Annotated in this window: 18 protein-coding genes; 2 read left to right on the top strand and 16 right to left on the bottom strand. The window is 38.1% G+C overall.

All coding sequences use genetic code 11. The annotated features are described in order from the left end of the window. The 6 genes from glf to BUC21_RS07040 all read right to left on the bottom strand — a co-directional run bounded on the left by glf (position 1) and on the right by BUC21_RS07040 (position 5641). The gene (gene glf, locus BUC21_RS07065) at positions 1-1116 is read right to left on the bottom strand and encodes a UDP-galactopyranose mutase (RefSeq protein WP_073400662.1); all 1116 of its coding nucleotides are present in this window, start codon (positions 1114-1116) and stop codon (positions 1-3) included. A gap of 85 nt (positions 1117-1201) precedes the next feature. Then, a complete protein-coding gene (locus tag BUC21_RS07060) occupies positions 1202-2062 on the bottom strand; it encodes a LicD family protein (protein ID WP_073400660.1) in 861 nt (286 codons plus the stop codon). Between the two features lie 116 nt (positions 2063-2178). Continuing rightward, positions 2179-3225 carry a CDP-glycerol glycerophosphotransferase family protein gene (locus BUC21_RS07055; protein WP_073400658.1) on the bottom strand — a complete coding sequence of 349 codons (1047 nt, stop codon included), beginning with the start codon at positions 3223-3225 and terminating at the stop codon, positions 2179-2181. Positions 3226-3249: 24 nt separating this feature from the next. Next, a complete protein-coding gene (locus BUC21_RS07050) occupies positions 3250-3993 on the bottom strand; it encodes a lipopolysaccharide kinase InaA family protein (protein WP_073400656.1) in 744 nt (247 codons plus the stop codon). 5 nt (positions 3994-3998) lie between these two features. Beyond that, entirely contained in the window at positions 3999-5033 is a 1035-nt protein-coding gene (locus BUC21_RS07045) for a glycosyltransferase family 9 protein (RefSeq protein ID WP_073400654.1), read from the bottom strand. A 2-nt stretch (positions 5034-5035) separates the two neighbouring features. Beyond that, positions 5036-5641: a DUF4254 domain-containing protein gene (locus tag BUC21_RS07040; RefSeq protein ID WP_073400652.1), complete on the bottom strand. Its 606-nt coding sequence runs from the start codon at positions 5639-5641 to the stop codon at positions 5036-5038. Positions 5642-5777: 136 nt separating this feature from the next. On the opposite strand from BUC21_RS07040, the gene BUC21_RS07035 reads away from it, so the two are divergent. Both BUC21_RS07035 and pdxB read left to right on the top strand, forming a co-directional pair. Further along, complete coding sequence (locus tag BUC21_RS07035; RefSeq protein ID WP_073400650.1) at positions 5778-6476, top strand: ABC transporter ATP-binding protein; 699 nt, start codon at positions 5778-5780, stop codon at positions 6474-6476. After that, positions 6473-7528 (top strand): 4-phosphoerythronate dehydrogenase PdxB, encoded by a 1056-nt coding sequence (pdxB, locus tag BUC21_RS07030; RefSeq protein WP_073400648.1) that lies wholly within the window; start codon positions 6473-6475, stop codon positions 7526-7528. The genes BUC21_RS07035 and pdxB overlap by 4 nt, the downstream gene beginning before the upstream one ends. 215 nt (positions 7529-7743) lie before the next feature. Here pdxB and BUC21_RS07025 read toward each other — a convergent pair whose 3' ends face one another. Genes BUC21_RS07025 through BUC21_RS06980 form a run of 10 tightly spaced genes read right to left on the bottom strand, consistent with a single transcriptional unit; the run spans position 7744 to position 20373 of the window. Further along, the gene (locus tag BUC21_RS07025; RefSeq protein WP_073400646.1) at positions 7744-8406 is read right to left on the bottom strand and encodes a GDSL-type esterase/lipase family protein; all 663 of its coding nucleotides are present in this window, start codon (positions 8404-8406) and stop codon (positions 7744-7746) included. 2 nt (positions 8407-8408) lie between these two features. Further along, positions 8409-9236: an N-acetylmuramic acid 6-phosphate etherase gene (murQ, locus tag BUC21_RS07020; RefSeq protein ID WP_073400644.1), complete on the bottom strand. Its 828-nt coding sequence runs from the start codon at positions 9234-9236 to the stop codon at positions 8409-8411. A gap of 20 nt (positions 9237-9256) precedes the next feature. After that, a complete protein-coding gene (locus BUC21_RS07015; protein ID WP_073400642.1) occupies positions 9257-10090 on the bottom strand; it encodes an ATPase in 834 nt (277 codons plus the stop codon). Further along, positions 10087-11256 (bottom strand): acyltransferase family protein, encoded by a 1170-nt coding sequence (locus BUC21_RS07010; RefSeq protein ID WP_073400640.1) that lies wholly within the window; start codon positions 11254-11256, stop codon positions 10087-10089. The genes BUC21_RS07015 and BUC21_RS07010 overlap by 4 nt, the downstream gene beginning before the upstream one ends. Before the next feature lie 7 nt (positions 11257-11263). Then, complete coding sequence (locus BUC21_RS07005) at positions 11264-14065, bottom strand: FAD-binding and (Fe-S)-binding domain-containing protein (RefSeq protein WP_073400638.1); 2802 nt, start codon at positions 14063-14065, stop codon at positions 11264-11266. A gap of 32 nt (positions 14066-14097) precedes the next feature. Beyond that, positions 14098-15336, bottom strand: a complete 1239-nt coding sequence (locus tag BUC21_RS07000; RefSeq protein WP_083547632.1) for an exo-beta-N-acetylmuramidase NamZ family protein — start codon at positions 15334-15336, stop codon at positions 14098-14100. A gap of 17 nt (positions 15337-15353) precedes the next feature. Further along, positions 15354-16646 carry an MFS transporter gene (locus BUC21_RS06995; protein WP_073400634.1) on the bottom strand — a complete coding sequence of 431 codons (1293 nt, stop codon included), beginning with the start codon at positions 16644-16646 and terminating at the stop codon, positions 15354-15356. A gap of 9 nt (positions 16647-16655) precedes the next feature. After that, positions 16656-17969: a SpoIID/LytB domain-containing protein gene (locus tag BUC21_RS06990; RefSeq protein WP_073400632.1), complete on the bottom strand. Its 1314-nt coding sequence runs from the start codon at positions 17967-17969 to the stop codon at positions 16656-16658. Then, on the bottom strand, positions 17966-18913 hold the full coding sequence (locus BUC21_RS06985) for a DUF4922 domain-containing protein (RefSeq protein WP_073400630.1): 948 nt from the start codon (positions 18911-18913) through the stop codon (positions 17966-17968). The genes BUC21_RS06990 and BUC21_RS06985 overlap by 4 nt, the downstream gene beginning before the upstream one ends. Further along, positions 18910-20373, bottom strand: coding sequence for a glycosyltransferase family 2 protein (locus tag BUC21_RS06980; protein ID WP_073400628.1), 1464 nt, complete (start codon positions 20371-20373; stop codon positions 18910-18912). The genes BUC21_RS06985 and BUC21_RS06980 overlap by 4 nt, the downstream gene beginning before the upstream one ends. Between the last annotated feature and the right edge of the window lie 23 nt (positions 20374-20396).

Genomic DNA, 20396 nt, shown 5'->3' with positions numbered 1-20396 from the left:
TTAGAGATTATACAATTCCTTTTTCACTAGTCTCAATGCAGCTTCCACGGTATCATCCATGTCAAAGTATGCATACTGAGCCAATCGGCCACCTAGCAAAAGCTTTCCATTTAAGTCAGCCTTTTCTTTGTATTTTGAATATATCTGCATATTCTTATCATCGTTAACAGGATAATATGGCTCGTTTTTGCCAGTGAATTCACTCGGATACTCGCGGGTTATAACAGTAAATGGCTGATTCCCGAATTCAAAATGTTTATGTTCAATAATCCTTGTATATGGAACACTTCGCTCATTGTAATTAACAACTGCATTTCCTTGAAAGTCTTCAATATCCAGCCGTTCATGCTCAAAAGACAAGCTTCTATACTCTAAAACACCAAATTCATAATTAAACAATTCATCTATTCTTCCCGTAAAAAGAACTGTATCTGCAAACTTATCAAGTTCAGCTTTATGATCAAAGTAGTTGGTATTCAGCTTTACTTCAACACCCTCCAGCAAACCATTTATCAATTTATTATATCCTCCTTTGGGAATGCCCTGATAGTCATCATTAAAGTAATTATTATCATAGGTAAAACGGAAGGGAATTCGTTTAATGATAAATGCAGGAAGTTCTTTAGCTGAACGTCCCCACTGCTTTTCTGTATATTCCTTTATGAATGCATAATAAATATCATCACCGCAAAGCTTTAATGCCTGTTCTTCCAGATTTGCAGGTGTTTCAATATGTGCATAGCGCTGCCTTTGTTCTTCGAGCTTTTCTTTTGCTTGCTGTGGTGTTTCTACGCCCCAAAGCTTGCTAAACGTATTCATATTAAAAGGAAGATTATAAAGCACTTCTTTATAATTTGCCAGCGGAGAGTTGGTAAACCGATTGAATTCTACAAATGAATTAACAAACTGCCATACTTCCTTATTGCTTGTATGAAATATATGTGCACCATACTTATGAACATTAATAGAATCTACATCCTCACAATAGATATTGCCACCTAAATGAGAACGCTTGTCTATCATCAGACATTTTTTACCCATTTTCTTTGCATGGTAAGCAAACACTGAGGCAAAAAGTCCTGTTCCTACAATTAAATAATCGTACTTTATATCCATTGTTTATCCCGAAATTAAGATTTCTTCTGCTCAAATATAAAACGAAAATCTGAAACAAGAAGAATCTAACTAAACTTATTGAAAACTATTTATTAATATTTTTCAATGTTTCTTTATAATTATGTTGTGTATCAAACAATAAAGAGCCATGCATAGTAGGCGACTGAACAGGAGTCATATAATCACCAAAATCAATCTTTAGAATTTTATCATACCCAACAGGAACAGGTATCATTGTATTTTCAAAATCCATATAGAGTGTTTGGTCATAGAAGGATTTATTTTTTATTCGCACGCGGTAATTTAATGATAAATGTGCCATAAGCTCTGTCTCTTCAATAGGAGTTTGCCTTAATACATTCTCATATTTTTCGAAAAGAACTTTGTCCCAACGTAATTTAAGATAAAGCTTCTCTGGAAGCCGCCACATTATCTTTGAAGATAATTTAAGCATGTGCTTATATAAATTAATCTTTCGAAGTTGTTTGTTATAACGACGAGGAATATCAGTCACTCCGTCAAAAACAAAAATATCTATAAATATACCTTGGTTATATTTTGCTTTTGGATTTGATATTGCTGTAGTATCCGAGTTTCTAATTTGTACATGCCTACGACCATAATATTTATCAGAATAGATGGTCTGAAAAAAATAAGGCGAAAGAAATTCTTTATCTGCTACTTCACAAAGTTTATCAAAATCATCTCTTAGCATAACCATGTCAATATCATCATCCCACGGAATAAAGCCTTTATGACGTACTGCACCTATCAACGTTCCGGAATCTGCCCAGCATTTCAGATTATACTTTTTACAAACATTAAGCAAGAGATTTAAAAGATCGAGCTCGCAAGCCCATACTCTCTTCATTTTTTCCGTAACTAAAAAACCATCTCTGACCTCTTCCTTAAAGAAGTCAGCATTTTCCATATTGAAATTATTCATTTTTACGTTTTTGTTTTTTTCAATAGATCTTATTACTGTAACAAGACCTTAAATAAGCATTTGCCCTTGTCTGGATACAGGAATCTTTCTGATTTTCAGACTTAAGAAGTAATTCCTTACCAATGATAATACTTTATCTTCAATCTTAGTTTTATTTTTCGTATTAAGTTAAGAGGCTTTGATTTAATCTTCCCCTTATAGTTCTCTATAAAATCATCAACAGCATCTAATACACGGGCCGAATTCTTGCCGTCACGATGCGGTTCATGGTGCATGGTATAAGTATAGATGTTATCCATAAGCTCTTTAGGACGTAAAAGTGCCTTTTCAATAGCATCTCCAATCTCGTTTTCATTCATTACATCCAGCAAGTGATTACCCGGATGCGTATTGCGAAAAGTAACGACCGGCTTATTCAGGAACATGTATTCCACAATAATGGATGAGCTATCGCAGAGCATAACATCTGTTTTTCTGAAGGTGTTAAGACCATCATTGGAACGATAAAAGACTACGTTATCATATTTATCGGCCAGATCTTTATATTTTTGGATTAGTTCAGGATCATCAAGCTTTGGATGGAAAGTTATAATCCAGTTCCACGGCTTGGTTTCGACCAATTGCTTTATTGTTTCCCACAAAAAGGGTGCAGAAGAAATTCCTTTGGTAAATGTTGGCGAATAAAGAATTGTTGGATTATCTCTTTGATCTGTATGAGATTCAGTCTTATCAAAGAAAGGATCAACCTTGCACCAACCAGTTTCATACACTTTAAAGAAACCATTTTTCTTTTCCAGTTCTTTAAAATAGGGTGTGGTGCTTTCTCCCTGCGTGCAATATATATCATACCACCCCCTGATGGTGAAGTGATCATCGATCTTTTCTACTCGCTTTTTCATGGCATATCCATGAAAAACAGCGACTTTTACTCCGGGAAAGAAGTCGTAAACAAAGTTTCCGGGTGCAAAAACTGCAATCGGATTATAATCAAGCACTTCTTGTATTGTCTTTAATTGCTTTTCATTCTCTGTTAGCCAGCTTTCGCAAGAGTCTTCAATAAACCAGGCTACATCATCTCCTCTTCGCCATATTTCATCCTGAAGAGGGCGCAAAATAGAAAAAGAATAAGTCAATGAAACAAAAAACAAATAGTGCTTACCCATAATATGTAATATCTTCCTATTCTATTAAAAATTCAGCGTATATTTTACCTGATGTTTTTTTGCAAAGCGGGTCCAGAACTTCCGTCTGTAAGTCAGAATTAAATCCCGGCATAAGACCTCATCTGCTCCACGCGTTGCAGCATATTCTTTTGCCAGCAATTCAAAGAAAGGAATTTGTCCCCATAACCTTGCAAAGTTAGCACACCCCGCTTCAATACTCACCTTTCCAAATTTCATGCGGTTAATATCCACCAAAGAAAACTTATATTCACCATCTTCTTTGTCAAAAAGGATATTACCGGGTGAGTAATCAAGATGCAATATTCCGGCTTCGTGAAGTTTCGCTGAAAAACGTGCAAATGCAATAACAATATCCGAACAGTCTTTTATATCTGCATCGCCAAATTCATAGAATCTACGGCTATATGGACAATGTACACTTACAAAATAAGAATATCCGATCAAGCCAAAATTTCTTTCTTCAATATAGGCTATCGGTTGCGGAGTCTCAAAACCCTTCTCGAGCAATCGTTGCGGATACTGAAAAGCACGCAATCCTTTGCTTTTTCTTATAAAAGTATAAATAACCCGGTTAAAGAACATCGGGACTCTATATCTTTTGACGTTTACGTCAATCTCTCCTATTTTGATTACTTTAATCTTATTCCGGCCTTTGTATATGGTTTTTCCTTCTTCCCCAAAGATATGAGGAACAGATTCTACAAAAGTTCGCAATGATTCAAAAGCCGGATTCAGAAGTATCTTCATTCTATTTAAAATATTATGCTCTCTATCTTTTTAATAACCATATCGGGAGTAATCATATTCAGACAAGCATAATCTTTACGATAGCAAGATTTGTTTCCAAATACAGAACATGGACGGCATGGAAGATCAACCTGAACAGCATTCATAGGAGATTGTTTCCAGCCCATAAATCCGCAATACGGATGGGTGGCTCCCCAAACAGATACGACAGGCGCATTGACTAACGATGCCAGATGCATATTTGCGGAATCCATAGATACCATTGCATCCAGATAACTCATCAGGATGAGTTCGGTGTTCATATTCAGCTTGCCAATCAGTGATGTTACAGAAGGATATTTATTTACCCATGAGGTAAGAACAGACTCTTCGTTTTTCCCTCCTCCAAAAAGGAATACCTTTACACGGGGATCTTTTGCAAAGTAAGCTATCACTTCTTCCTGCTTATCCAGAGGAAGCACTTTCCCTTTATGTTTGGCAAAAGGTGCAATGCCAATCCATTTCAAATCGCCTTTATCTCCGGTGATATGTTGTATCTGAGACATATCGCCTCTTCCTTCACCGAAGATGGAAGTAAAATTAAGCTGAATTGGAAAACCTAAAGCCTTAAAGACGTCTGTATATCTACGGAAGGATGATTTCTGATTCTCAAATACCTTATGGTATCTGTTGGTCAGTTTCTTCTTGCCCAGACGTCCTTTAAAGATATAAGCAGTTGGAATACCCATCATCTTGAAACGAAGACGAATTATTTTTGTACGGAGTACATTGTGTAAATCGGCTACGTAATCAAAGTTCTGAGGCTTCAACTCGTTATAGAATAACCGATGTAATCCCAGTAGCCCACTATGTTTACCATGCAAGTCGGCTCCCATAAAATGAACATTCTGAGGTAATCCTATAAAAAGCGGTTGGAGTATTGCACGACTCAACACAGTAAATTCATGTTCAGGATGCTGAAGGGCAAGCGAATGAATCACCGGGATAGTCATTGCTACATCTCCTATCGCGGAAAAACGAATAATCAATATCTTAGCCATTATTACTTCTTAGCGTAAAGAACAGGATTAAGAGCCGGGTCGTTATACATCTTCATCTGTTTGTATACTTTCATATACTTTCTGCCAGCCTTAATATCATCTAACAGCTGATCAATAGCTGATGATAAATCTTTTTTCTGTTCCAAAAGGATATCTAATTTCTTCTGGCACTGTTCGTGATGCTCTGGAGTAGTATCTGTACGCTTCACTTCCTCGCTCATGTGATAAATCTTCAATGCAAGGATAGAAAGACGGTCTACAGCCCATGCCGGACTTTCTGTATTAATAGTTGCATCAGCCAAAGGCTTCACGTCTTTATACTGATCATAGAAATAGCTGTCAATAAGTTCAACTAAATCTGTACGATCCTGATTAGACTTATCAATGCGTCTTTTCAAAGTAAGTGCTTCTACGGGATCAATCTGAGGATCACGTATAATATCTTCAAAATGCCATTGCACGGCATCTATCCAATTCTTCAAATATAAATAATACTCAATAGTTTTCAGCTCATAAGGATTCTGAATCGGAGCATCTACACTATCAGTCACATGGTAATTCTCTGTTGATTGAAAGAAAATCTCGTTGCAAAGGTTACTAAATGTCATAATCAGTATTTTTAAAAGTGAACCGCAAAAATATGCATTCATTCCCGAAGAAACAATTTTTCGCACATTTTATTAGTTAAATGAGCAACTTTTAGTACTTTTGTGGTTAATCTTCTACCCAAATATGCATTAATATATGTCTATCAGATTATCTAATGTATCCAAATTCTACGGAAATCAGGAAGTGCTTCATAATGTGAGCTTTGAGGTGCACCCAGGAGAAATTGCTGCTTTTCTTGGACCAAACGGAGCAGGCAAATCAACATGCATGAGAATTATTACAGGATGGCTGACTGATTTCAAGGGTACGGTTAGCGTATGCGGAAATGATATTACCAAGGATCCTATTGCTGCCAAGCGCTGCATTGGCTATCTGCCGGAGAACAATCCGCTTTATCCGGAGATGTATGTCAGAGAATATCTGGAATATGTTGGACAGATTTACCGGGTAGCCAACCTGCATGGTTTAGTAGACAAGATGATTGAACGGGTAAAACTGGAGGAAGTTTGTGGCAAAACCATAGGAACGCTGTCGAAAGGATTCTGTCAGCGAGTGGGACTGGCGCAGGCTTTAATACATAACCCCGAAGTGCTGATTCTGGACGAACCGTCATCGGGTCTTGATCCTAACCAGCTAACTGAAATCCATTCTTTGATCAGAGAACTTGGAAAAGAAAAAACAATTCTATTTTCTTCTCACTCCTTACAGGAAGTTTCTGAGTTATGCGAACATGCAATTATTATTCATAAAGGTAATATTGTGGCTGATGCACCGATCAGTGAGCTAACTAAAGAGGAGCCTCTGGAGGATATTTTTAAAAGACTAACTAAATGAAAGTAATTATTGATAATAAGATTCCCTACATTGAGGGAATTATTGAAAAGCTTGGAGGAGATACTCCTAACGAAGTTATTTATATACCCGGAACAAAATTCACCCCCGAAATTGTTCGTGATGCCGATGCACTGATAATCCGCACCCGTACTCTCTGTAACCGTGAATTACTGGAAGGAAGTAAAGTGAAGTTTATCGCTACTGCAACCATAGGTTTTGATCACATTGATACTGATTATTGCAAAGAAGCGAGGATTACCTGGACAAATGCTCCGGGATGCAATTCTGCTTCTGTGGCTCAATACATTCATTCCACGCTATTGCTTCTGGAAAAAGAGAAAGGATTTACGCTGAAAGGAAAATGTATTGGTGTTGTTGGTATAGGAAATGTGGGAAGTAAGGTATGCGATGTTGCCCAATCACTGGGCATGCGGGTATTGATGAACGATCTTCCTCGTGCCGACAAGGAAGGTGCCGGAATGTTTACGGATATGGAGACCATAACCCGTGAATGTGATGTAATCACGTTCCATACTCCGCTCAACAAGGAAGGCAAATACAAGACATACCATTGGGCCGATGCCGGATTTTTCAATTCGCTAAAAAAGAGTCCGGTTATTATAAATACCTCCCGGGGTGAAGTTACCGAAACCTCTGCCCTGCTCTCTGCTTTAGAAAAGAAACAAATCAGCGAAGCGGTTATTGATGTTTGGGAGAACGAACCTGAAATCAGTCTGGAATTGCTTAACAAGGTATTTCTGGGAACTCCGCACATCGCAGGTTATTCAGCAGATGGGAAAGCGAACGCCACCCGTATGTCGTTAGAATCATTCTGCCGCTTTTTCAATATTAATCCGGATTTTGATATTCAACCTATCCAACCGGAGAGCTCAGTAATCAAAGCCTCAACAGAAGCAGATGCTTATCTGCAAATGTATGATCCGAGACGAGACAGCAACGCTTTGAAGGCCAATCCAGAGATGTTTGAGCAATTGCGGGGTGATTATCCTTTGAGAAGAGAAAAAGAAGCGTATACTATTCAGATTGCATAACGTAATATTCAAAATATCTTGTACAAAAGAATGATTTGTTTTGTACAGAACAATTAATTCTTTTGTACAGAAGATTGCATTCTTTTGTACAAAAGAATAAAAACATCTGAGGAAGTAATAAAAACCTCCCGCCACTGCTCATAAAAAAAGCCTCCATTCAACATGGAAGCTTTTCCCTTTACTAACAAAACACCTAATTAAAAAAAGCGATACATTTATTTCACATAAGGCTTTAACACCTCTTTCCAAACCATATATCCTGGTCCTAAAAGGTGAAGGCCATCATTTGTATATTTCTTATCGAAGCTTTGAGTTCCCGGAGCAACAAAGTGAGCATACAGGTCAATATAAGTATACCCATTCTCTTTTGCCAGTTGCTTTAAACCTTTGTTTATATCAAGTATCACTTGTGTCTTATTGTGCACTTTAGGGAAACGGGTAAATTCATCGTTCACCGGAAGAATACTTTGAATATAGAGCTTTGTTTTAGGAGAATCTGATTTGATTTTGTTCACCAACTTCCTGTACATTACAAGAATGCTATCTGCTGTAAGGTCGTGAGAAACATCATTAACTCCAGTCAACAGGAATATCTTTGCCGGTTTACCTTTCAGTATTGGATCAATCCGATCATATATTCCCATAATTTCGTCGCCACTGATTCCACGGTTTTTGATGTGCGGATTGCCAAAAAGTTCGGCCCACTCACAGCCATCTGTCAGACTATTGCCTAGAAAAACAATATCTGTAGACGTGATGGGCAGTTTCTCAAACAATGTAGCACGCTGGTAGTAATAAGTGGTGTATTTATCTTGTTGCGCAAAACTATTTGCACAAAAGAGTAAGCCGAGAACAAAAAGAAGTGACGCACTTTTCATTTCTATTCATTATTTTGTTGCGCACGATATGCGTCTACTGCTTTCTTCACAGAACCATACATCAACAGTAAGCGTTTGGACTGTTCATATTCCAATCCCAACTCTTCCGAAACCATTCGTGTGCCACGGTCCACCAGCTTCTTATTAGAGAGTTGCATATTTACCATCTTGTTTCCTTTTACGCGACCAAGTTGAATCATTACAGATGTAGTAATCATGTTCAGAATCATCTTTTGTCCGGTTCCCGATTTCATACGTGAACTTCCGGTTACGAACTCAGGACCAACAATCATTTCGATAGGAACTTCGGCTTCTGCAGATAATGGAGAATCAGGGTTACTGGATATTGAGCCAGTAAGGATGCCATGTGCACGTGCATTTCGTAATGCACCAATCACATAAGGAGTAGTTCCTGAAGCGGCAATACCAATCACTGTATCTTTCTCATTGATTTGATGTTCCACCAGTTCTTCCCATCCACGTTCCATGTTGTCTTCGGCATTCTCCACCGGATTACGCAAAGCCGTATCGCCTCCGGCTATCAGCCCAATAACTAATGTAGGAGGCATACCAAATGTAGGAGGTATTTCCGAAGCATCCAAAACGCCTAATCGGCCGCTGGTGCCGGCTCCCATATAAAAGATTCGTCCACCTTGTTTCATGCGGGGAACTATCTGAGTTACTAATTTTTCTATTTGTGGTATTGCTTTTTGAACAGCAATTGCTACCTTTTGGTCTTCTTCATTAATACCTTCCAACAACTCTCTGACTGATTTCTTTTCCAGATTATCATGAAGAGATGGGTGCTCGGTTATTTTTATAAATGACATATCTTATTTTTTGTTTATTGTTAGTTTGAATGATAAGCTACAAGACCTTCCATTGGGCTCTTTATAATTGTACCAATCTGAATATGGAGTTCCTCTGCAGCTTCAAGGAGAACGTCTTTATAATTAACAGCTACTGATCCTACAAAATGAACTTTATTATGCTGGTAATCATACTGCATTACATTCTTAACAAAGAACGATTTAAAACTATTCAGCACCAATTGGTGAACTTCCGGGTTCTCTATATTCTGTGCCAGGAACGGAGATAAATGAGCCAGGAATCTATTTGGGAAAGGCTTTTTATAAACATTTTCCAGGATTATTGCCGGTGTTAGCTGAAACTGATTCAGGAACTTCTCTTTTAGTTCGGGCGATAACTGATTCTTTAAACAATCACCAACCAGCAATCTTCCAAGTACAGCTCCGCTACCTTCATCTCCCAAAATATAGCCAAGAGGTGAGACATTATCTACAATCTCTTTCCCATCATAAAAACAAGAGTTCGATCCTGTTCCCAAGATACATGCTATACCTGAATTCTTTCCACACAAAGCACGGGCTGCAGCAAGAAGATCACTTCCCACCTCTACAGGTGCCTTTATGTGTTCGGCTATAGCAAGGCGAACTATTTCATTCTTTTCGGGAAACGCACAACCTGCACCGTAAAAAAACACTGATTCAATGCTACAATCCTTAACCTGTGGCAATAATGCCTCCTCAATCTCCTGACTAATCTCTTCCTGAGTCTGAAAGAAGGGATTTGTTCCTTTTGTCAGGATTCGCTGGACTATCTGTCCGTTCTCTACTAAGCACCAATCTGTCTTGGTAGAGCCACTGTCTGCTATTAATATCATATTTTAATATATATTTTCTTTTTGTATAATACATATCCAATCATCCAGTTTACACCGACAAATAACAATGCAAAAGTTAATGAGCCAGGATAATCGCCCAAAAGAGGCTGAAGGATATATTTGTATAAGTATATTTTCAAACTAATCATTTTGCCATCAAAGTAGAAAAGGATACTACCTGTAAATATTGAAAGAACAGCTCCCGTTACATAGATAAATAAAGGATTCACACCGAATGACTCAAAGAATCGGCACCATTTTTTATAACCTTTAATATCTATAATCCAAATAAGCAGTCCCAGGAAGCTGGAAGCTAATCCGCATGTAGTCAAAACAAATGTAGGTGACCATATTTTCTTACTGATAGGACAGCCATAACTTAACAGTAAACCTGAAAATGTGAGAACCGTACCAACCAGAAACAATCGTTGAATGCGTTCTCCGTTATCTTTAACGCTCATAAGCAATTCACCACACCAGAATCCTATTAGTACATGGCAAATAGAAGGGATAGTACTAAGCAATCCTTCCGGATCGATAGCCAGACCAGCATCTTTATACATGTGATCCACACCCAGAACAATCTGATCGAAAACAGAAATAATGTTCTGTTCGCTTTGTTCGAACCCATTGCCTGTTATTAATAACAGGAAATAGGCAAAAAGAGTAACCAGAACAATTACCGGTATATATTTATGCTTTACCAGAATAGCAATAATAGATGTTGCACCATAACAAAGAGCAAGTCGCTGCATTACTCCAAGTATCCGAAGATGTGCAAAGTTTGTAACCGACTGCAGAAGGCGTTCGCCAAATGGTAGATTCTCTGCAATCAATGAATTATATGTTCGGAATGATAAGGATAGCCAACCAATTCCCAGACCAATAGCAAAAATAACCAAAGTACGCTTTAATATTTTCAAAGCAGCTGAATGACTGAACTCGAAATTATATTTCCTGAGCGAAATATAAGTAGAGATACCCATTATAAACATAAAGAATGGAAATACTAAATCGGTAGGAGTTAATCCTATCCATTCGGCATGCTCAAGAGGTGCATAGATTGAACCCCATGTACCGGGATTGTTAACCAAAATCATACCTGCAATGGTAATACCTCTTAGTATATCCAATGCCAGCAGTCGTTGACTTACGTTTGTTTTCATAGTATTTTTATTTTGTTATTGCTGTTGTACACTGATCTACAAGATACACAATGGAAATATAAGGGATTCCGGAATTAGTTGTCAGTCCAATTTCACAAGTGCGACTGTTTGAATATCCCACTTCTACTCCGGCCTTCTCTAATTGAGGCTTCAATTTTCGGAGAGCGTATGTATTTACCTCAGGATGGGTAAAGCCTTTGTCGCCAGCAAACCCGCAACATCCTACCTCTTCGGGAACAATTACCTTTGTTGAGCAAAGACTGGCCAAAGCTACCATCTGATCACGTAATCCCATCTTTTGAGTAGAACAGGTTATATGGATGGAAACCGGTTTATCTATTGGTGTGAAATCTAACTTATCTTTCAGGAAAGTGTAGATAAATTCCACTGGTTCGTATAGCTTAACTTTCGTCATTACATTTCGCATACGGTGCAAACAAGGACTCTGGTCACAAAGCACTGGATATTTACCTTGCTCAGTGGCAGCAAACAGCGCCTCTTCAAGTTCGGCAGATTTACGGTCTGCAATATCCATCATTCCTTTACTTTCCCAGATAGTTCCGCAACAAAGCTTATCCATATCTTTAGGGAATATTACTTCATAACCCGCTTTTTGGAGAAGCTGAACTGTTTTATCCACTAAAGGAGTAGCATCCGGAGTTTCCTTTGCTGTTCCCATCATCTGGTTAAGGCAGCTTGGAAAATAAACAACCTTCAACGGTTCACTCTTTTGAGTTATTTTATGGGGATAATAAGCTTTTGGCATTGCGGGAGTCCACAATGGGAAATTATCCATTGATACATAGCGAATGCCTTTTGTAAGGGAAGTCATTGTTTTGGTTCCCAATACAGAATGGGCTCCATTAGCCAGACTAAGTACCGGACGAAGTATACTCTTCATCCCTTGGAAATGGTTGGCAGCGAAATCGCCAATCTTATATCCCAGACTTCCCACCGGCAATTCTTCCTGACGAATATCATGCGTAAGGTCTCCCACATTAATATTCATCGGACAAGACATGGAACAAAGTCCGTCTCCTGCACAAGTTTGATTACCAAGATATTTATATTGCTGTTCAAGTTTAGCTAACCGTTCATTATCTTCACCCGATTTTCTTAATCGGGAAATCTCTCTGCGAATAACAATACGCTGTCTGGAAGAAAGGGTAAATCCGCAAGTCAGACAGTTAACTTCACAAAAACCGCACTCTATACACTTATCTACATGAGCATTAGTCAGAGGTAGCGGTTTGAAATTCTTAATATGGCATTCAGGATCATCATTAAAGATAACTCCCGGGTTAATCAGATTCTTTGGATCGAACAGATTCTTCACCTCTTTCATTACCTCAAAAGCAGCCTCACCCCACTCGTATTTAACGAACGGTGCCATGTTTCGTCCGGTACCGTGCTCGGCTTTTAAAGATCCGTCATACTTATCGACTACTAAAGTCTTCACCTCATTCATCAGGTTCTCATATTTACGAACCTTTTCATCCGTATCAAACGCCTGATTAATAATAAAGTGATAGTTTCCTTCCAATGCATGACCGTATATGCAGGCATCTGCATAGCCATGTTTTACCAGTAAAGCCTGCAACTCAGCAGTTGCTTCGGGTAAGTTTTCTATATGGAAAGCTACATCTTCAATCAAAGTTGTTGTACCCAATTCACGGGTACCCCCTACTGATGGGAAAATTCCGGAACGAATGTTCCAGTACTTGGAATATTCACTCTCCTTATCAGTAAAATGAACCGGAGTATATGTTTCAAAAGATTCAAGAATAGTCTCAATCTCCTTTATCTGATCATCCAATTCTTGTTTGGTAGCAGCTTTCGTTTCTGTAAGAACTGCGGTTAGTCCCTCTCCTGTTGGGTCGTTCACAGAACTGAGCGACTTTGAATCGAGTAACTCTGCCCCCATTACCGGTCCTTTTTTCATGGCCACAACAGCACGGCATGCCTCTTTTATGTCCTTGAAATAAAGCATGGCACTGGCACTGAACGGATAATCATATCCCGTTCTCATAGTTGCTTCAGAAAGGAAGGCCAATGTTCCTTCGGAACCTACCATCAGGTGGGTAATGATTTCAAAAGGATCGTCATGTTCAACAAAAGGGAGAATATTCAATCCGGTTACATTCTTAATAGAATATTTATATCGGATCCTTTCCGATAACTTTTCATCATTTCTGATTTTATCACGTAAAGCCTCTATGCCTTTAATAAAATCAGGCTTTTTCTTTGCAAAATTTCTTTTACTGTTCTCATTTCCGGTATCAAGTATAGTACCATCAGCCATTACTATTCTTACGGAGAGTAACATCTTGTCACTATTTGCATGAGTTCCGCAATTCATCCCCGAAGCATTATTCATGATAATACCTCCCACCATTGCAGATTTTACGGAAGCAGGATCAGGAGCAAACTTTCGTCCGAAAGGTTTCAGAATCTGGTTAACTCTTTCTCCTATTAGTCCCGGTTGAAGAGTTATGGTTTTATAATCGGGAGAGATTGTATACTTCTCCCAATGCTTGCCTGCAACAATCAAGATAGAATCGCTTATGCTCTGCCCCGAAAGACTTGTTCCCGCTGCTCTGAAAGTAACAGGTAAGTTCAAGCTATCAGCTATTAAAAGTATTCTGGAAATTTCCTGTTCATCGACAGAACGAATTACTATTTTAGGAATAAGGCGATAAAAGCCGGCATCAGTTCCCCATGCTAAAAGACGTAGCTCATCTGTATAGATTCTGTCTTTAGGCACAAATGCTGAAATCTCTTCAAGAAGAGAATTATAATTCTTACTCATGATCTTGCTTTGTTTATAGGCTAATAAACCTGTTACTTATATAAATAATATTTTTTTGAAAGCTTCTTAAAGCTCTCTACATCTTTATACCAATAATCTTTAATATCCTCAAATCGGTTATTCTTTGCAAAACGCAAACGAATCTGATCACTACCACTGACTTTATCGAACATATTGAATCGTTTGTTATCAGCATTATTAAATACCGCTTTATCAGGATATAATTCTGCAACTTCCTGCATTATATAGAACTGAATTTCAGAAAGAGCAGCTTTCTTATAATCAGTAATATGCACCTGCACACCCTGAAGATTCTTGCCCTGTCCCACTGCATAGAATGGATTAAGGTGAATCGGTCTGAATTTAATACCCGGTAAATTCAGGCTATTCATTTTTGCTGCAAACTCATCTGCTTTTATCCATTCGGCCGCAAACATCTGGAAAGGAATGGTATATCCCACACCAATAGACATATATCCCAGTTCACCAAGGATTCCTGATACAGGATAGAATTCAGCAGAATGAGCATGAGGAATATGAGGCGAAGCAGGAACCCATTGTAAACCGGTTTGGGTATAATCCATCTTACGTTTCCAGCCTTTCATTTTTACAACATGCAGTTTGCATTGCTTTTTCAGCATATTCTCATTATTAAGCATCATAGCAAGTTCACCACAGGTTAATCCGTAAACATAAGGAATTTTGAATTGGCTCACAAAAGAGTAATAACCATCTTCAACCACATTGCCTTCTATCTTAAGACCATTCACCGGATTTGGACGATCGAGCACCACAAACTCAATATTATTCTCGGCAGCTGCTTCCATTGCAAGTCCCATTGTACTTATATAAGTAAATGAGCGGCAACCAATATCCTGAATGTCATACACTAAAACATCTATATCTTTCAACATTTCGGGTGTGGCCTTACGTGTTTTGCCATATAATGAATAAACAGGCACTCCAGTTGAAGGGTCGTTGGAATTATCAACATGATCACCGGCATGCACATCTCCACGAACTCCATGTTCAGGACCAAAAAGAGCTACAAGCTTTACGTTCTTTGCTTCATGAAGAATATCAATAGTCGACTTCAAATCATTGTCTACCCCCGTTGGATTAGTGATTAACCCAACACGTTTACCTTCCAATATTTTAAAGTTCTGTTCTTTCAAAACTTCAATACCTGTTTTTATTCTTATTTTCTGTGCGGCTACATTGACTGCCAATAATCCTACAAGGGACAAAGTAAATAAATATTTAAGTTTCATCACTCTTATTTTTTAAATTATTCCGATTCTATTTCATCTTTTTTCTTGCCATACTCTGGATCAATCTTCACAAATGCACAAACTGCAATAGTGGCAGCGCAACAAATCATCACCCAAACAAAGAAGTTCTCATATCCAATATGATCTTGCAACCATCCGGCAGCCATACCCGGCAACATCATGCCTAATGCCATAAATCCTGTACAGATTGCATAATGAGCTGTTTTATGTTCTCCTTCAGAGTAGTAAATAAGGAAAAGCATATAGGCTGTAAAACCAAATCCATAACCGAACTGCTCTATAAAGACACAAATATTAATAATGATCAGGCTTTGTGGCTGGAAATATCCCAAGTAAACAAAAGTAAGGCATGTTAAAGAGATGCTCCAGGCCATAGGCCACAACCAGCGTTGAAGACCGCCCTTGGATGCGCAGATTCCACCAATGATTCCACCAATTGTAAGGCCTAGAATACCTACAGTTCCGTAGACTATCCCAACTTCTGCGGTACTAAGCCCCAACCCTCCTTTTTCTAATGGATCAAGTAAAAAGGGATTGATAAGTTTCACTAACTGAGCTTCCGGCAAACGATAAAGCAGCATAAAAAGGATAGCTACGCCAGCCTGTTTTTTCTGAAAGAAAGTAATGAACGTTGCCAGGAATTCTTTAAAGATATTTGATGCTGAGACATCAGTCACAGTCGATTTATCTGTTTTGGGTGTTGGCAAGATAAATTTGTGATAAAGGCAAAAAGCAATAAACAATCCACTTAAAATATAGAAAGTGATGGACCACGCAAAAGGAATATTTCCAGTCCAGTTTTCTAATCCTCCGGCCAATACAATAAGAACACCTTGTCCAAAGATAGTGGCAATACGATAGAAAGTGCTGCGAATACCTACATACAATGCTTGTTCTGAAACATCTAATGCCAGCATATAAAATCCATCGGCAGCAATATCATGAGTAGCAGAACTAAATGCCACCAACCAAAATACAGCTAAAGTAATCTGGAAGAAATTGGACATTGGTATGGTAAAAGCAATACCTGCCAACCCGGCACCAACCAAAAGCTGCATTGTTACAATCCACCAACGTTTGGTTTTAAACAAATCTACAAATGGACTCCAGAATGGTTTGATAACCCATGGCAAATAAAGCCAACTGGTATATAAGGCTATATCTGTATTGGAAATATTCAGTTTCTTATACATAATAACCGATATAGTCATTACTGCTACATAAGGTAATCCTTCAGCAAAATATAATGTGGGGATCCATGCCCAAGGTGATATTTTCTTATTTTTCATAATATGGCATTAATATAGTTTATTTATGGATGCTCCTACGTAATAGTGCAACAAAATCTTGTCGTATGTATAACCTTGCTCACCCATTACTGCAGCTCCAATCTGGCAAAGTCCTACTCCGTGTCCCCATCCTGAGCCAATAAGGTTAAAGCGTTGGGGAATATTATTTATTATATTCTCTTTTTCGACAACAAAAGCAGAACTGTATAAGTGAGACGTAGAAAGTGTTCTTCTGATTTCTAATTCTTTGCCGATTGTCAGTGTTCGTTTGGTTCCAACTATTTTTAGTTTTACCAATCTACCCGAAGTACCTCTCTCCACAGGGATAAGATCTACTATTTCACCATAATCAACACCTGAACGTTTAAGGATAAGTTCAGAGAGCTCTTTCTGTGAATAAGAAACCTTCCAGCGATAAAAGTTAACTGTCTCCTGATCATAGTTATTCAATACCTGAGAAAGAATTTTCTTATCTGTTGTATTACAGAAGGCATCTGGAGAAGTATATATCCATTTTACAGCTTCATCTTCTTTAGTCAAATCCGGCAATGGTTCTCCACTCTTATCATCACGAAGTTTGACCAAATATGGATGTTTCACATCTTCCCAACAGTATTGAAACTCTTCTACTGCGCCACCACAACATTTAGAGAAACGAGCATCACAAATCTTTTCTCCTGACATTAAGAGTTGTCCGGAAGTACTTCTGACAGCAAGTTCTACATTTTTTGTAGAAGCACGTGTAATACCTTGGTAGCGTTGGCAATGATCATCAGCACACACATCAAAATTAACATGGTCTTCACGGTCATACCACTTTATACATTCATCCTCTGTCTGAGAAAATGCAGTATATTCTGACTTTGCTTCAGCGATCTCTTTGTTCTTCTGAATCTGAGCTAATAACCAGCTACGGGAGATTACGGCATGTGCTTTCAATAATTCCATAGAAGCTGTAGCACTCATCTCAGACGAGATTACACTGATTAAGTAATCTTCAACAGAAATTACATTTACAGCGGTCAGCTTATTATTCTCAACAATAAGTTTAAGAGCACCACGAAAACGTTGATTTTCTTTCCGCTCCCAATGGAAATTAATGCCAATGGTTACATCCAGCAATTCAAAAGAATCATTTGCACTGTCGGAAGGTTCAAACAGTAATTCTTCATAAGCCGAACCATTCCAAAGAATTTTTCCTTCAGAATAAACAGCGTTCTGGCTTCCGGTTACTAAAGAACTGTTCCAAAGATAATTGCCCTGCAAAACAAAATCTATTTGAGGTTCAAACATGATCCCCACATCTACTCTAGGTTCTTTCATAACGCTGGTTTTATATGATCTGCGATTTTCTTTAAAGCAACTTCATCCATACATACCTCGCTTAAAATTGTACGCACATTTTCTGCCGTAATCTTATCAAAGTCTTTTTCCAAAGGAATTATAAATACACCACCCATATCAACAGCACCCGGACTAATTAAGATATTATCTTCGCCTTTTGCAGTATAACAGGAAGGACGGTGCAATGACCGGGGAAAAACACAGACTATCCATTTATCTGCTTCATACCAGGCAAGAACATTCATCATTGGTTCCTCTTCTCCCGGTTTAACTTCCATTGAAGCATATATTTGTTCAAACAATTCAACTGCATTTTCTTTTGAATCCGACTCTATAACAAAAGTTCCTTTCAGATAATTATGCAAAATATACAGTTTTGCTGATTGAAACTCTAATACGGGCTTAATTGCAAATTGTCTCCATTCCTTCTCTATAGTAAGAAAGCCTTTACTTCCAGCCTGAAAATGTACATGATCAGGTGCAGACGCACCACATTTCGGACCATTATAAAAGATTGTATATTCATCTATATTATATGCCAGATCCAACATATCTCCTAGTCTACCGGCAATTCGCTGATCCACATGCTTGCATGAAGGGATAGTAAGATGCTTCGGAAATATTGGAAACGGATTAATCAGAATTTCATAATCTTCTCCAAACGGAATGCGCATCTGTTCTACCGGGCGGTTCTGCCTGCATAGAAAACATTTTCTTTCCTGAATAGATTTGGTATCTATTTTGGCTGAAGAAGAAACAATTCTGGCCGGATTAAACTGAACTTTGATTTTAAAATTATCAAACGCCAGTTCTTTAACCTTTACTTGTTTCAGTGCATCATAATTGTTCCTCGCCAGTTCCCATACATTGAGCTGTTCCTGAAGCAATTCTGCAACTTGCGATGATGTAACTATTCTTTTCATTTCTTCTTATTTAAAGCAACTCTAGCTTGAAGTTCCCAGGTACGGATTCTGTCTTTATACGTGTTGTGACCGTTCATCTTAACAATATCAAGTGAAGCATCAGAATTATCATCCCAACGACGACACATATAAACAACATCGTATACACGTCCGATCTGATATTTGCGGGAAATGTTCAATCCTAATGCATAATCTTCACCATAACTTGTATTAGGTACTTTTATTTCTCTAAGTACTGGTGTATAGAAAGCACGTGGAGCACCCAAACCGTTAATACGAAGTGCATTGTTCCGTCCGTTCTCTGGAGTCCATTCTTTATGATCAATGATTCCGGGAGCTATCATATTCATATTAAAGTCGGTCATCATATAAGTACCAACGACCATAGCACAATTTTGCTCATAGAAAGCATCAACCATTTTCTGCAATGTATTCTCGTCAATGTAAACATCATCACTGTCTAGCTGAACAACAAACTTTCCACATTTTGGATGGTGTACACCCAGATTCCAACAACCACCTATACCTAAGTCCTGACGTTCCGGAATTATGTGAATCAAACGTTCATCTGACGCAAACTTATCAATAGCTTCCGTTGTGCCATCGGTAGAATAGTTATCTACTACAATTAAATTGAACTTAAAGTTTGTTTTCTGATTCAAAACTGAACGGATAGCATCTTCAACTGTACGGATACGGTTTCTAACAGGAATCAGCACTGATGCTTCAAACTCGAAATCTCCGGCATTAAATTCAATCTCTTTAAATTCTGGAGCAAGATATCCGCCTATAACTTTTAGATGATCAGTACATGCTGCTTCCATCTCGATTTGTACTCCTCTGTTCTTAGGATCTACATAATCGAATATCTTTTCTCCACTTTTACGTGTATCGAATTCTACTTCAGAGTATAGATACTCATTGATATGAACCAAAGAAGATCGTTGAGATACTTTCAGGCGCAAATCGTATAATCCTGCAAACGAATACTCGGTAGTCATTTCTTTCACAGCAGCTTTTAGTACACTAGACTTATAAAGCAATACTGAACCAAAATTAAAATCATCGCGCAAACTACCAAACTGATAATCAATAACAGGACAAGCTGTTCTTGTTTCACCTATTACCTGGTAATGATCTGCATAAACCATTCCTGCATCAGAATCTTCTGCTATATGTAACATACGTTCTAATGCAAACATTCCTAATTCCAGAGTGGTATATTTTGTATAAATCAAGCTGTAATCTGCATCTGAATGAGATGCAATTTCGCGGGCTGCAACTGTAGAATTCAATGATGGAACCTGAAGTTTCTCACAACCATCTATAGATTCTTCCACATTATCTGTAACAAGTAAGTAGATCTTACTTACCAAATCGCTGGCTTTTAAATTTTTTATAGTCTGCTCAGCTTGTGCAGCTCCCATAAAGGGAATAAAACAATTAACTGTAGTTTTCATATTAATATCGTATTACTTTTTAT

It is taken from the genome of Bacteroides luti (assembly GCF_900128905.1).
Classification (GTDB): Bacteria; Bacteroidota; Bacteroidia; order Bacteroidales; family Bacteroidaceae; genus Bacteroides; species Bacteroides luti.
Note: the sequence above shows the minus strand (reverse complement) of the source record. Positions and strands in the feature narration are given on the sequence as shown.